The following is a 13,573-nucleotide window of genomic DNA, read 5'->3' on the forward strand; positions in this document are numbered from 1 at the left end:
AAGAATCATTGTAGAATCACCAAGCAAAGGCATACCAGATCATGTCGACAAAAACCGAACGGACAAAAACCATAGAGGTCCTGGAAAAGGAATTCAAAGAGGCCAAGGGCATCTACCTCACCGACATCAATAAAATTGATGTGGAGAAGATCACCAGGCTGCGCAACGATATCCGGAAAAAAGGGATGAAGTACATCGTTGTCAAGAACACCCTTGCGCGGATCGCGCTCGAGCGTTGCGGGAAAAAAGACCTCACGCCGTTTTTGAAGGGACAAATCGGCGTGGTAGTGGCTCCGCAGGAGGGCATGGCGCCGGCGAAAATCATCCGTGATTTCCAGAAGGAGTGCGCGAAACAAAACAAGGAGCTCGAACTGCTTCCCGTCAAGGTGGCCTACATCGACGGCACCACGTTTGACGGGAAGGAGACGGCGCGTCTTGCCGACATCCCGCCGCGTGACGTGCTGCTCTCCCAGTTGCTCGGCGTGCTGCAGGCGCCCATGGCGAAATTCGCCGGAACGCTCAACGGCGTTCTCACCACGTTTGCGGCGACGCTGGATGCAGTGAGAAGTAAAAAGGAGTCGGAAGCTTCCGCTCCCAAGTCCAACTGAAAACTAAAACTTAAACTTATCTCATAGGGAGGTATTACCGTGGCGACTTTAACGAATGAAGAACTGGTTGAGGCAATTGGCGGTAAAACAGTACTTGAGCTGTGCGATCTGATCAAGGCCATCGAAGACAAATTCGGCGTCAAGGCCGCTGCGCCCGTTGCAGTGGCGGCGGCTCCCGCCGCGGGCAGCGCGGCGGCACCGGCCGAGGAGAAGACCGAATTCTCCGTGATCCTCAAGGACGGCGGCGCGAAGAAGATCCAGGTGATCAAGGTCGTGCGCGCGATAACCGGTCTCGGGCTCAAAGAGGCAAAAGACCTTGTTGAAGGCGCGCCCAAACCGGTCAAGGAAGGAATTCCCAAGGCAGAGGCCGAAACGATTAAAAAGCAGCTGGAAGAAAACGGCGGCGTTGTCGAGATCAAGTAAGCGGGGCGCTCATTCCAACATTAACGAATGCCGGTTGTTTGCATCCTTAAAAAAACAGTCATTCACGTAGCGGACGCACGGAATGCCCGCAAGAGCATTTCGTGCTCGCTATTGGAAAAAACGGATTCATCCTGCCCGTTTTCGGCAAACGCGCCGAAACGTGCGCGGATAATTTCCTATAAACCCGAGGGGACACGCGAATGGTAGAACGCACAAGCTATTCCCGCATTAAAAAAGTCATGGATTTGCCGGATCTTCTGGAGATCCAGACCGAATCCTATGCCGCCTTTTTACAGGCCGACATTTCCCCCCGACAGAGGAAGAAGCAGGGACTTCACGGCGTTTTTCACAGCCTCTTTCCGGTCAATGACGTGAAAGGGTATTACTCGCTCGAGTACGACGGGTACAAACTCGGGGTTCCGAAATATACCATAAAAGAATGTAAGGAGCGGGGAATGACCTTTGCCGCGCCCCTTAAAGTCGATATGTCGCTCCTGGTGTACGAGCAGGACGGCGAGGTCAAGAAGTTCGTCGAGAAGATCACCAACGAAGTGTACGTGGGCGAAATCCCGCTCATGACCGAACGCGGCACCTTCGTGATCAACGGCGCCGAGCGTGTGATTGTGAGCCAGCTGCATCGTTCGCCGGGCATCACCTTTGACGAGGAGGAGCAGCCCAACGGCGAGAAGGAGATGACCGCGCGCATCATCCCGCAGCGCGGATCATGGGTCGAGATGATCCTCGACGCCGACGACGTGCTCACCATAAACATCGATCGCCGCAAGAAGATGCCCGCCACCATCCTGCTGCGCGCGCTCGGCTATTCCACCGACGAAAAGCTTCTTGCGCTGTTCCATGAACGAGAAAACGTCGACGTTGGCGCAAAGGGAAAGGAAAAAATAGTCGGAAACGTCAACGCCGTAACGTTGTTCAACAAGGAAACCGGCGAAATCATCCTTGACGCCAACGAGATCATCACCGAGGAAAAATACGCGAACCTTGTCTCGAATAAAATCGGCGAGGTGCAGATCCTCGCCAACGTCCCGAATCCCGAAAACATGATCATCCGCAACACCATCGAGCGGGACCCGACAAAATCCGAGGAAGAAGCCTTATTCTATATATATGCCACCATGCGGCCCGGCGATCCGCCCAACGTGGAGACCGCACGAAACCTCGTGAATCGTCTTTTCTTTGACGAAAAGCGGTACGATCTCGGCAATGTGGGCAGGTACCGGCTCAACACGCGGCTTAACATCAAGCATGAGGAAGGCAACAACACGCTTTCGAAGGACGATTTCGTCGCGGCGTTCAAATATCTCATTGGCCTGGGCGGCAGCGAAGGTTTCATTGATGACATCGACCATCTCGGCAACCGCCGCGTCCGCTCGGTGGGCGAGTTGCTCTCTGCCCAATTCACCGTGGGCCTCACGAGGATGGTGCGCACGATTCGCGAGCGCCTTAGCCTGCGCGACAATGAAAACGTAACGCCCCAGGATCTCATCAACGCGCGCACCGTGTCGACCGTGGTTCAGGCGTTTTTCGGCTCGAGCCAGCTGTCGCAGTTCCTCGACCAGACCAACCCGCTGTCCGAGCTCACGCACAAGCGACGCGTGAGCGCGCTCGGCCCCGGCGGCCTCACCCGCGAGCGCGCGGGCTTCGAGGTGCGCGACGTGCACCACACGCATTACGGCCGTTTGTGCCCCATCGAAACGCCCGAGGGACCGAACATCGGGCTCATCGCGTCGCTCTCGACCTTCGCGCGCGTCAATGGGTTCGGCTTCATCGAGACGCCGTACCAGAAAATCGAGGACGGCAGGCTTACCGGCGACATCGACTACCTCACCGCCGACCAGGAGGACAACTACAAGATCGCGCAGGCCAACACGCCGGTCAACGAGAAGGGAAGGCTCACCGAGGAGACCGTATTCGCGCGCTACCGCGGCGATTTTCTCATCCTCAATCCCCGGGACGTATCGTACATGGACATCTCGCCCATGCAGCTCGTTTCGGTGGCCGCGGGGCTCATCCCGTTCCTCGAACACGACGACGCGAACCGCGCGCTCATGGGGTCCAATATGCAGCGCCAGGCGGTGCCGCTCCTCAACACCGAGGCGCCGCTCATCGGCACGGGACTCGAAGGACGCGCCGCGGTCGACTCGGGATGCATGATCATCGCGCGCAACCCGGGCCTCATTGAAAAAGTGGATGCCACGAAAGTCGTGATACGCAAAACGAAAACATCGGCCGGCGACGATATCCTCGGCCTTTCCGAATACGACACCTACGAGCTCACGAAGTTCGAGCGCAGCAACCAGGACACGTGCATCAACCAGAAGGTGTGCGTGTCTGCGGGCGACAAGGTAAAGGCGGGCGACGTGCTCGCCGACGGCCACGCCACGAAAAACGGCGAGCTCGCGCTCGGCCGCAACGTGATGGTGGCCTTCATGCCGTGGCGCGGGTACAACTTCGAGGACGCCATCATCATTTCCGAGAAGCTCGTGGCCGACGACATCTACACCTCGCTGCACATCGAAGTGTTCGAGACCGAGGTACGCGACACCAAGCGCGGCCCCGAGGAGCTCACGCGGGAAATTCCGAACGTGAGCGAGGACGCGGTGAAGAACCTCGACGAGACCGGCGTGGTGCGGGTGGGCACCGAGGTCGAAGCCGGCGATATTCTTGTCGGTAAAGTGACGCCCAAGGGCGAGACCGAGCTGTCGCCGGAAGAACGCCTCCTGCGCGCCATTTTCGGCGAAAAGGCCGGCGACGTGCGCGACTCGTCGCTCAAGGCGCCCCCGGGACTCAAGGGCATCGTGATGGACACGTGCATCTACTCCCGCAAGGAACGCGACAAGCGGTCCAAGAAAAAAGACAAGAGGATCATCGACGAGATGAAACTTTCCATCGGCAAGCAGATCGCCGAGATCGAAAAGGCGAGGCTCGAAAAGCTCACCGATATCCTCTCTGACACCGTCACGCGCGTCATCACCAACGCCCATACGGGCGAGACCGTGGTCCCCGAGGGCAGGAAGTGGACCAAGGCGCTGCTTAACAAGATGGAATTCGCGAGCATCGCGTTCAAAAACGGCCTCTGCAACGACGCCGCCAAAAACCGCAAAGCCGAGGACGTGCTGTTCCACGCCAACGATCTCATCGCCAAGCTCGAGGACAAGCTCGACAAGGAGATCGACAAGATCGTGCGCGGCGACGAGCTCAAGCCCGGCGTGCTCCAGCTTGTCAAGGTGTATGTGGCCAAGAAGCGCAAGCTCTCGGTGGGCGACAAGATGGCGGGCCGCCACGGCAACAAGGGCGTGATCTCCAAGATCGTCCCCGCCGAAGACCTTCCGTTCCTTCCCGACGGGACGCCGGTTGACATCGTGCTCAACCCGCTGGGCGTGCCCTCGCGGATGAACTTCGGCCAGATCCTTGAGACGCACATGGGATGGGCAGCGGCGAAGCTCGGCCAGCACGTTTCAACGCCCGTGTTCGACGGCGCCACCACCCAGGACGTCGATGAACTCCTTGCCAGGGCGAAGCTTCCCAAGACCGGCAAGATTCAGTTGCGCGACGGCAGGACGGGAGAGCCGTTCGACCGCGAGATCACCGTGGGCCCCATTTACATGATGAAACTCTGCCATCTCGTGGACGACAAGATCCACGCGCGCTCCATCGGACCGTATTCGCTCGTGACCCAGCAGCCGCTCGGCGGGAAATCGCAGTTCGGCGGACAGCGCTTCGGCGAAATGGAAGTGTGGGCGCTCGAGGCCTACGGCGCGGCGTACACGCTGCAGCAGATCCTCACAGTGAAGAGCGACGACCTTACCGGAAGGTCAAAGATCTACGAGTCAATTGTCAAAGGCGAAAATTCGCCGCGGTCGGGCGTGCCGGAGTCGTTCAAGGTGCTCATACGCGAGATCAAGGCGCTGGCGCTCGATATCGACGTGAAAATAGGTGATGAAGTGTACAAGGCCGTGTAATTCCCGGGCTGACGCCCGTTTAACAAGGAGGAATTTCGGTGGCTGAAACAAATAATCAGATAAGCGCAAAGACGCAGGAAATTTCCCAGGTCGGCATTCGGCTCGCCTCGCCCGACATCATCAGGAACTGGTCGTACGGCGAAGTGACCAAACCCGAAACCATCAACTACCGGTCGTTCAAGCCGGAACGCGACGGCCTGTTCTGCGAAAAGATCTTCGGGCCCGTGCGCAACTGGGAATGCAACTGCGGAAAATATAAACGCATCAGGTACCGCGGCGTGGTGTGCGACCGCTGCGGCGTGGAAGTGACGCATTCCAAGGTGCGGCGCGAGCGCATGGGGCACATCGAGCTCGCGGTGCCCATCATCCACATCTGGTTCCTCAAGAGCGTACCGTCGCACATCAGCTACCTGCTCGGCTTGCCCAACACGGTGCTCGAAAGGATTGTTTACTATGAATCGTACGTGGTCATTGAGCCGGGCGACACCAATTTGCGCAAGGGAATGCTGCTCACCGAAGATGACTATATCAAGCTCGAGGAACAGAAGAAAATGTTCGTGGCCAAGATGGGCGGCGAGGCGATCCTCGAAATGCTCGCCACGCTTGACCTTGAGGAACTCGGCTTCGATTTGCGCTCAAAGATAAAAATCGAATCTTCCGAGCAGCGCAAGCTCGAACACCTGAAACGGCTCCGCATCGTCGAGTCGTTCCTGAAATCGGGCAACAAGCCCGAATACATGGTGCTGCGCGTTCTTCCCGTGCTGCCGCCCGACCTCAGGCCGCTGGTGCCCCTCGAGGGCGGCCGCTTTGCCACGTCGGACCTCAACGACCTTTACAGAAGGGTAATCAACAGGAACAACCGGCTCAAGAAGCTCATGGAGATCAAGGCGCCCGAGGTCATCCTCCGCAACGAGATGCGCATGCTCCAGGAAGCGGTCGACACGCTGTTCGACAACGGCCGCCGCACTTTCTCGGTGAAGGGCGAGGGCAAGCGTCCCCTCAAGTCGCTGAGTGATTTACTTAAGGGAAAACAGGGGCGGTTCCGCCAGAACCTGCTCGGCAAGCGCGTCGATTATTCGGGCCGCAGCGTCATCGTGGTGGGCCCGGAACTTAAAATTCACCAGTGCGGCCTTCCAAAGACCATGGCGCTCGAGCTCTTCAAGCCCTTCGTGATTCAGCGGCTCGAGGAGAGAAATCTTGTCCAGACCGTCAAGAGCGCGAAACGGTTCGTTGAAAAGGAGCGGCCCGAGGTGTGGGACATCCTCGAAGACGTCATCAAGGACCATCCTGTGCTCCTCAACCGCGCGCCCACACTGCACCGTTTGGGAATTCAGGCCTTCTTCCCCGTGCTCGTGGAGGGAAAGGCAATTCGCCTTCACCCGCTCGTATGCGCGGCGTTCAACGCGGACTTTGACGGCGACCAGATGGCCGTGCACGTGCCGCTGTCGTTCGAGTCGCAGATCGAGTGCCGTCTCCTCATGCTGAGCTCCAACAACCTGCTCAACCCGGCGTCGGGCATGCCCATCATGGTGCCGAGCCAGGACATCGTGCTCGGCGTCTATTATCTTACCAAAATGGGAAGCGGCCGCAAGGGCGAGGGAAGGGCGTTCTGCGATCCCGACGAGGTGCTCCACGCCATTTTCAACAAGCAGATCGACATCCACGCGAAAATCAGGGTGCGCGTGAACGGCCAGAGCATCGACACCACGGCCGGCCGCATCATCTTCAACCAGATCATACCCGAAGGCATCGAGTACGTCAACGAACTGCTCAACAAGAAAAAAATCCAGGGCATCGTGGCCGGCATCATCAAGAAAAAGGGCAACGCGGTCGCCTGCAAGTTCCTGGATGACATCAAGAACCTCGGGTACGAGTATGCGACGCGTGCGGGAGTCACCTTCGGCGCCGACGACCTCGTGGTCCCCGGCGAGAAAAAGGCGATCATCGAGAAGTCGCTCGATGAGGGAACGCGCATCCGTAAACAATACGACCGCGGTATCATCACCGAGGGCGAGCGGTACAACAAGATCATCGACCTGTGGACCCACACCACCGGACAGGTCGCCGACGCGCTGCGCGAGGCGCTCAAGAACGACAAGGACGGATTCAACCCGGTGTACCTCATGCTCGACTCGGGCGCTCGCGGCTCAAACGACCAGATCAAGCAGCTGGCCGGCATGCGCGGCCTGATGCAGAAGCCGCAGAAGAAGATCACCGGCGCCGTGGGCGAGATCATCGAGAACCCCATCATCTCCAATTTCAAGGACGGCCTGTCGGTGCTCGAATACTTCATCTCGACGCACGGCGCGCGCAAGGGACTCGCCGACACCGCGCTCAAGACCGCCGACGCCGGCTATCTCACGCGCCGCCTCATCGACGTGGTGCAGGACGTGGTGATCACGCAGGAGGACTGCGGCACCATCAAGGGCATCGAGATCGAGGAACTGCGGGAGGGCGACGAGGTGATGGAGGCGCTCGGGGGCCGCATCGTGGGCCGCGTGGCGCAGGAGGACATCTACGATCCGGGCAGCCCCGACGAGCTCATCTGCCAGAGCAACACCGTCATCGACGAGACCACGGCGCGGCGCATCGAGGAGGCGGGAATCCCCAAAGTCAAGATCCGTTCCGTGCTCACCTGCGACGCCACCGAGGGCGCCTGCGCCAAGTGCTACGGACGTAACCTCGCCACGGGCAAGCTTGTTGACATGGGAGAAGCGGTCGGCATCATGGCGGCGCAGAGCATCGGCGAGCCGGGCACGCAGCTCACGCTGCGGACGTTCCACATCGGCGGCACGGCCTCGCGCCTCATCCTCAAGGGCAGGGAGTTCTTCCCGTTCAACAACCTCGAGCGGGGCAAGACCGTTGTCAAAGGGAAAATCAAATTCGTCGACATCGACGTGGTCGACCATAAGGACGGCCGACGGGTGATGAGCCGTGCCGGCGAGCTCGTGGTGGAACTTCCCGACAAGGAATTCCGGTACACCGTCCCCTACGGCGCCACCATTTTCGTATCCGACAAGGACGAGATCGTCCACAGCAACCCGGAATTCGTCGAGGAAAAGGAAAAGAGCAAGAACAAGCCCGGGTTCAAGGAATACCAGAAAAAGGAAATGGGCACCGTTTTGTTCCAGTGGGACCCCTATAACAGCCTCATCCTCGCGCCGGAGTCCGGCACGCTCGAGCTCGTGGACCTCGTTGACGGCGAGACCACGAAAATGGAGGTGGACGAACGCACGGGCATGAGCAACGTCGTGGTGGTGGAGCACCGCGACAAGAAACTGCACCCGCATCTCCAGGTCCTTGACGACAGTGGAAGGCGGCTCGCCAACATCGCGGTTCCCACGGGCGCCTATCTGGCGACCATAGAGCGCGACCACAAACCGGCGCTCATCAAGAGCAGCGACCCGGTCAACAAGGGCGACATCCTCCTGAAGATCCCGCGCGAAACCGGAAAGAGCAAGGACATCACGGGCGGCCTGCCGCGTGTGGCCGAGCTGTTCGAGGCGCGGCGTCCCAAGGACGCGGCCGTTGTCTCGGAGGTGGACGGCATCGTGGCGATCGGCGGCACCGAGCGCGGCAACCGCAAGCTTGTCGTGCGCGACGACGACGGCGCGGGCCACGAATACCTCGTTCCCATGGGGAAGCACCTCCGCGTGCACGAGGGCGACCGGGTGAAGGCCGGCGACCGTCTTAGCGAGGGCGCCATCGACCCGCACGACATCCTGCGGATCATGGGCGAAAACGCGGTGCAGCGCTACCTGCTTGACGAAATACAATCGGTGTACCGGCTGCAGGGCGTCACCATCAACGACAAGCACATTGAGGTGATCGTCACGCAAATGCTCAAGAAGGTGAAGGTGGAGAACCCCGGCGACACGCATTTCCTCGAAGGCGATGACGTTGATAAACGCAACCTCCGCGACGAGAACGAGCTCGTGGTGTCGGAGGGGGGAGAGCCCGCGACGTTCACGCCGATCCTGCTCGGCATCACGCGCGCCTCGCTGACCACCGAGTCGTTCCTCAGCGCCGCGTCGTTCCAGGAGACCACCAAGGTGCTCTCCAAGGCCGCGGTCGAGGGCAAGGTTGACAAACTCAAAGGCCTCAAGGAGAACTTGATAATGGGCAATCTGATTCCCGCGGGAACGGGGTGCCGGCTGTATAAGGATGTGAAGATCAAAGACTTAAGCACCGAGGCCATCCCGGTGGAGAAAACCGAGGCGGACGAGGATTTCCTCGACCTGGGCGCGTAAGGTAAAGGCGGAATTTGATTTACGAAATGGCTTATATTATTTTGAAAAATTGTCTTTTTCCGGAGGATTTTTAGGTGCCGACCATCAGTCAGCTTATTCGCAACGGGAGAAGGATACTCTCTTCCCGGAGCAAGGCAGGCGCGCTGCAGAAATGCCCGCAACGGCGCGGCGTGTGCATTCGCGTGTTCACCACGACGCCCAAGAAGCCGAACTCCGCGCTTCGGAAGGTGGCGCGCGTCCGCCTCACCAACCACATCGAGGTGAACGCCTACATTCCCGGCGAGGGCCACAACCTGCAGGAACATTCCATCGTGCTCACCCGCGGCGGTCGCGTCAAGGACGTGCCCGGCGTGCGGTACCACATCATCAGGGGTGCGCTTGACACGCAGGGCGTTGAGGACCGCAGGAGAGGACGTTCCAAATACGGCGCAAAGAAGCCGAAGAAGTAGGACTACGAAATGTCAAGAAGAAAAAAGTCGCATAAGCACGAATTCGTCCAGGACCCGAAGTACAAGAGCGTGTTGATAACGCAGTTCATCAACAACCTTCTGCGGCGCGGGAAGAAGCGTCTTGCCGAGACCATGGTCTACGACGCCATCGATCTTGCCGGAAAGCGCACCAACCAGGACGGTCTGAGCGTTTTCAAGAAGGCGGTTGACAACGTGAAACCCACGGTGGAGGTCAAGTCGCGCCGCGTGGGCGGCGCCAACTACCAGGTGCCGGTGGAGGTGCCGTCCGACCGCAGGACGTCGCTTGCGATACGGTGGCTCATCACCTATGCCAAGGAACGCACCGAAAAGAGCATGGCCGACAAGCTCGCCAACGAATTCATCCAGGCGTCCAAGAACGAAGGCGGCGCGGTGCGCAAGAAGATCGACACGCACAAGATGGCGGAAGCAAACAAAGCATTTGTGATATTCAGGTGGTAGCGGTTTGAAGGTTCAGGGGTTCAAAGGTTTAGGGCACCGTTAAGGATTTTTTTTTGATTTGTGAGCCTTTGAACGGGGAACCTCTTCAAATAGTTCTTTTAAAGTCCGGGAGCGAAGGGTACGCAGAAAAGGCGAGCGTGCCTTCGAGTCGTGGCTGTATACAAGGTGAAGGACCGTGATGCGATATGGAAAAGACATTTCTGCTTAACAACGTGCGAAACATCGGCATCATGGCGCACATCGATGCGGGGAAGACGACCACCACCGAGCGGATCCTCTATTATACGGGTATCATCCATCGGATCGGCGAGGTCGACGACGGCAACACCGTTATGGACTGGATGCAGCAAGAGCGCGAGCGTGGAATCACCATCACCTCCGCCGCCATCACCACCGAGTGGAAGGGCGTCCGCATCAACATTATCGACACTCCCGGGCATGTGGATTTTACGATAGAAGTTGAACGTTCTTTGAGAGTTCTGGATGGCGCAGTAGCCATATTCGATTCGGTCGGAGGCGTGGAACCTCAGTCGGAAACGGTCTGGAGACAGGCCGACAAGTACAACGTTCCCCGGATCGCGTTTGTGAATAAAATGGACCGTGTTGGGGCCGATTTCAAGAATGTTGTTGCGATGATGGAGCAGAAGCTCGGCGCGGCTGCCGTTCCCCTCCAATTGCCGATTGGCAAGGAGGACACGTTCAGCGGCGTCATAGACCTGGTGAGGATGAAAGCGTACGGATACGGCGAGGCGGATTTCGGCGCGACCGTAACGCAGCGCGACATCCCGCAGGCATTTGCCGAAGAGGCAGGAAAGTACCGCCACATGATGCTTGAGAAAATATGCGATTTCGACGAAGATCTCATGCATACGCTGTTGGAAGACAAGACTCCGGCGGAGGCGAGCATCAAGCGTGCGGTCAGGGCCGGCGTCATTGCGGGCAAGATTCATCCCGTGCTGTGCGGCGCCTCGTTCAAGAACAAGGGAGTGCAGCAATTGATCGATGCGATCGTCGATTATCTTCCGAGTCCTCTTGACAGAATGACGGTTAGAGGGTTTGACCCGAAGGCCGGTAACGAGGTGACGAGGAACGCGTCGGACAGCGAACCGTTTTGCGCCCTGGTTTTCAAGATCGTCGCCGATGCCCACATCGGCCGCCTGGCGTTTGCGCGGGCGTATTCGGGTGTCATAGACCTGAAGAGCACCCTTGTCAATCCGCGAACGGGAACAAGGGAACGCATCACCCGGATCTTCCGCATGCATTCGAACAAGCGGAAGCCGGAGCAGGCCATGCACGCCGGCGAAATCATGGGGCTCGCGGGGCTCAAGGACACCGCGACGGGCGACACGATCTGCGATCCCGAGCACCCGATTTCGCTCGAGCAGATGACGTTCCCGCAGCCGGTGATCTCCCGGTCGATCGAGCCCAAAAGCACGAGCGACGAGGAAAGGCTGAGCACCGCGCTTGCACGGCTGGCGGACGAAGACCCGACGTGCAAGGTGAAACAGGATCCCGAAACAGGGCAGACGATCATCTCCGGGATGGGAGAACTCCACCTGGAGATACTCATTGACAGATTGGTACGAGAATTCAATGTTGAAGCGCACATTGGGAAGCCGCAGGTTTCCTATAGAGAAACGATCAGCTCGGGCACCGTTGAGACTTTTGAACTGTCCCAGCTCATCGGGGGCAAGACACAGTATGCAAAGGTGGTGCTGAGCGTTGAGCCGATAAATCCCGCACGCGGAACGGAATTCGAGAGCAAGATCTCCGAAAAGTCCATACCCGCCGCGTTCGTCAATGCGGCGAAGCAGGGTGTTGTCGAGACATCGGGCGGCGGCGTGATGTCAGGCTACCCGCTCACCGGGGTGCACACCACGCTGAAGGGACTTTACTTCCGCGAAGACGATTCGACAGAAATGGCGTTCAAAATCGCGGGCTCGATGGCGTTCAAGAACGCGTGCGCACGGTGCGGCCCGGCCATCCTGGAGCCGGTGATGAAACTCGAGGTGGTGGTGCCGGCCGAATACATGGGCGCGGTGATCAACGACCTCAATGCGAGACGGGGCACCGTGAGCGGGATCACGGGACGCAAGGACGCGCAGGTCATCGACGGCGGCGCGCCGCTTTCGGAAATGTTCGGATACGCGACAATGCTGCGCTCTTTGACACAGGGAAGAGCAGTATACACGATGCAGTTTGACCACTACGAGCCCACGAGCAGGGCGGTCCAGGAGGAGATTCTCAAACGCATCGGAAGAATATGGTAGGGCGGAACAACAAGGGCAGAATTCTCAAATAAAAATTTTCGATCATCAAAAGGAGTAACAGTGCCGGGCGAAAGAATCAGAATAAGGCTCAAGTCATTCGACCATAACATCCTCGACAAATCGACCTCCGACATCGTGCGGACCGCCAAGGGAACGGGCGCCAGAATTTCGGGCCCCATTCCGCTGCCCACCGAGAAGTCGATCTATACGGTGCTGCGCGCGCCGCACGCCGACAAGAAGTCGCGGGAGCAGTTCGAGATCCGCATCCACAAGCGCCTCATTGACATCCTCGAATCAACGCCGCAGACCGTGGATTCGCTGATGAAGCTTGACTTGCCGGCCGGCGTTGACGTTGAGATCAAGGTATAACAACACGACTCCATACAAGGTGTATTCAACACAGGACACGCTATGCAGGGAATAATAGGAAAAAAGATCGGGATGACCCAGATGTTTTCGAAGGACACCGGGAAATTCATCCCGATAACCGTGATACAGGCCGAGGGAAACGTCGTGCACCAGGTGAAGACCATGGAGAACGACGGCTACAGCGCGGTGCAACTCGGCTACGACGTCGTTTCCGACAAGAAGGTGAACAAGCCCCTTGCCGGACATTTCAAGAAGCACAATTCGACGCCGACCAGGGTCATCAAGGAATTCAAGCTCGATTCGGCGGAAGAAAAATTGACGCCCGGCCAGAAGATCGGCCTCGAAGTGCTGGAGAACGTCAAGTTCGTCAACGTGGTAGGCACCTCAAAGGGACGCGGCTTCACCGGAACCATCAAGCGATATAATTTTCATCGTGGCCCCGCAGCCCATGGCAGCAAGTCCATCCGCGTCCGCGGATCGTCCGGCGCCAACACCACGCCGGGCCACGTGCTCAAGGGCCTGCGCATGGAAGGCCATTACGGAAACGCGCAGGTCACCACGAGGAACCTCGAGGTGATGGCGCTTGACAAAGAAGCGGGCCTTGTGATGCTCAAGGGTGCGGTCCCCGGCCCGAACAGGGGAATCGTTTTCATCAGCAAAGTGGTTAAGAAGTAAAGGTTCGCCGTTCAAAGGTTCAGAGGTTCAAAACGGGGAACGGTGAACGCGGCAGGAAAATAAAGGCAA

General features: G+C 58.5%; 9 protein-coding genes. All 9 read left to right on the forward strand.

Annotated elements, in window-relative coordinates; genetic code table 11:
- The first annotated feature begins 41 nt into the window (after positions 1–41).
- The 9 genes from rplJ to rplC all read left to right on the forward strand — a co-directional run bounded on the left by rplJ (position 42) and on the right by rplC (position 13,504).
- The gene (gene rplJ, locus VLX68_15855; protein HUI93718.1) at positions 42–608 is read left to right on the forward strand and encodes a 50S ribosomal protein L10; all 567 of its coding nucleotides are present in this window, start codon (positions 42–44) and stop codon (positions 606–608) included.
- Positions 609–647: 39 nt separating this feature from the next.
- Positions 648–1,031 carry a 50S ribosomal protein L7/L12 gene (gene rplL / locus VLX68_15860; GenBank protein HUI93719.1) on the forward strand — a complete coding sequence of 128 codons (384 nt, stop codon included), beginning with the start codon at positions 648–650 and terminating at the stop codon, positions 1,029–1,031.
- 200 nt (positions 1,032–1,231) lie between these two features.
- A complete protein-coding gene (gene rpoB, locus VLX68_15865; GenBank protein HUI93720.1) occupies positions 1,232–5,011 on the forward strand; it encodes a DNA-directed RNA polymerase subunit beta in 3,780 nt (1,259 codons plus the stop codon).
- A 38-nt stretch (positions 5,012–5,049) separates the two neighbouring features.
- Positions 5,050–9,261, forward strand: coding sequence for a DNA-directed RNA polymerase subunit beta' (gene rpoC, locus VLX68_15870; protein ID HUI93721.1), 4,212 nt, complete (start codon positions 5,050–5,052; stop codon positions 9,259–9,261).
- Positions 9,262–9,335: 74 nt separating this feature from the next.
- Positions 9,336–9,710 carry a 30S ribosomal protein S12 gene (gene rpsL / locus VLX68_15875; GenBank protein ID HUI93722.1) on the forward strand — a complete coding sequence of 125 codons (375 nt, stop codon included), beginning with the start codon at positions 9,336–9,338 and terminating at the stop codon, positions 9,708–9,710.
- 9 nt (positions 9,711–9,719) lie between these two features.
- Positions 9,720–10,190, forward strand: a complete 471-nt coding sequence (gene rpsG / locus VLX68_15880) for a 30S ribosomal protein S7 (protein HUI93723.1) — start codon at positions 9,720–9,722, stop codon at positions 10,188–10,190.
- Between the two features lie 185 nt (positions 10,191–10,375).
- A complete protein-coding gene (gene fusA, locus VLX68_15885; protein ID HUI93724.1) occupies positions 10,376–12,460 on the forward strand; it encodes an elongation factor G in 2,085 nt (694 codons plus the stop codon).
- 60 nt (positions 12,461–12,520) lie between these two features.
- A complete protein-coding gene (rpsJ, locus tag VLX68_15890; GenBank protein HUI93725.1) occupies positions 12,521–12,829 on the forward strand; it encodes a 30S ribosomal protein S10 in 309 nt (102 codons plus the stop codon).
- Positions 12,830–12,871: 42 nt separating this feature from the next.
- Complete coding sequence (rplC, locus tag VLX68_15895) at positions 12,872–13,504, forward strand: 50S ribosomal protein L3 (GenBank protein HUI93726.1); 633 nt, start codon at positions 12,872–12,874, stop codon at positions 13,502–13,504.
- Positions 13,505–13,573 lie beyond the last annotated feature (69 nt).

Source organism: Chitinivibrionales bacterium, assembly GCA_035516255.1.
GTDB lineage: Bacteria > Fibrobacterota > Chitinivibrionia > Chitinivibrionales > FEN-1185 > FEN-1185.

What these genes read in the sequence shown, in the direction of transcription:
- fusA (HUI93724.1), top strand. Translation starts at nt 10,376, where the DNA reads ATGGAAAAGACATTTCTGCTTAACAACGTGCGAAACATCGGCATCATG.
- rpsG (HUI93723.1), top strand. Translation starts at nt 9,720, where the DNA reads ATGTCAAGAAGAAAAAAGTCGCATAAGCACGAATTCGTCCAGGACCCG.
- rplC (HUI93726.1), top strand. Translation starts at nt 12,872, where the DNA reads ATGCAGGGAATAATAGGAAAAAAGATCGGGATGACCCAGATGTTTTCG.
- rplJ (HUI93718.1), top strand. Translation starts at nt 42, where the DNA reads ATGTCGACAAAAACCGAACGGACAAAAACCATAGAGGTCCTGGAAAAG.
- rpoB (HUI93720.1), top strand. Translation starts at nt 1,232, where the DNA reads ATGGTAGAACGCACAAGCTATTCCCGCATTAAAAAAGTCATGGATTTG.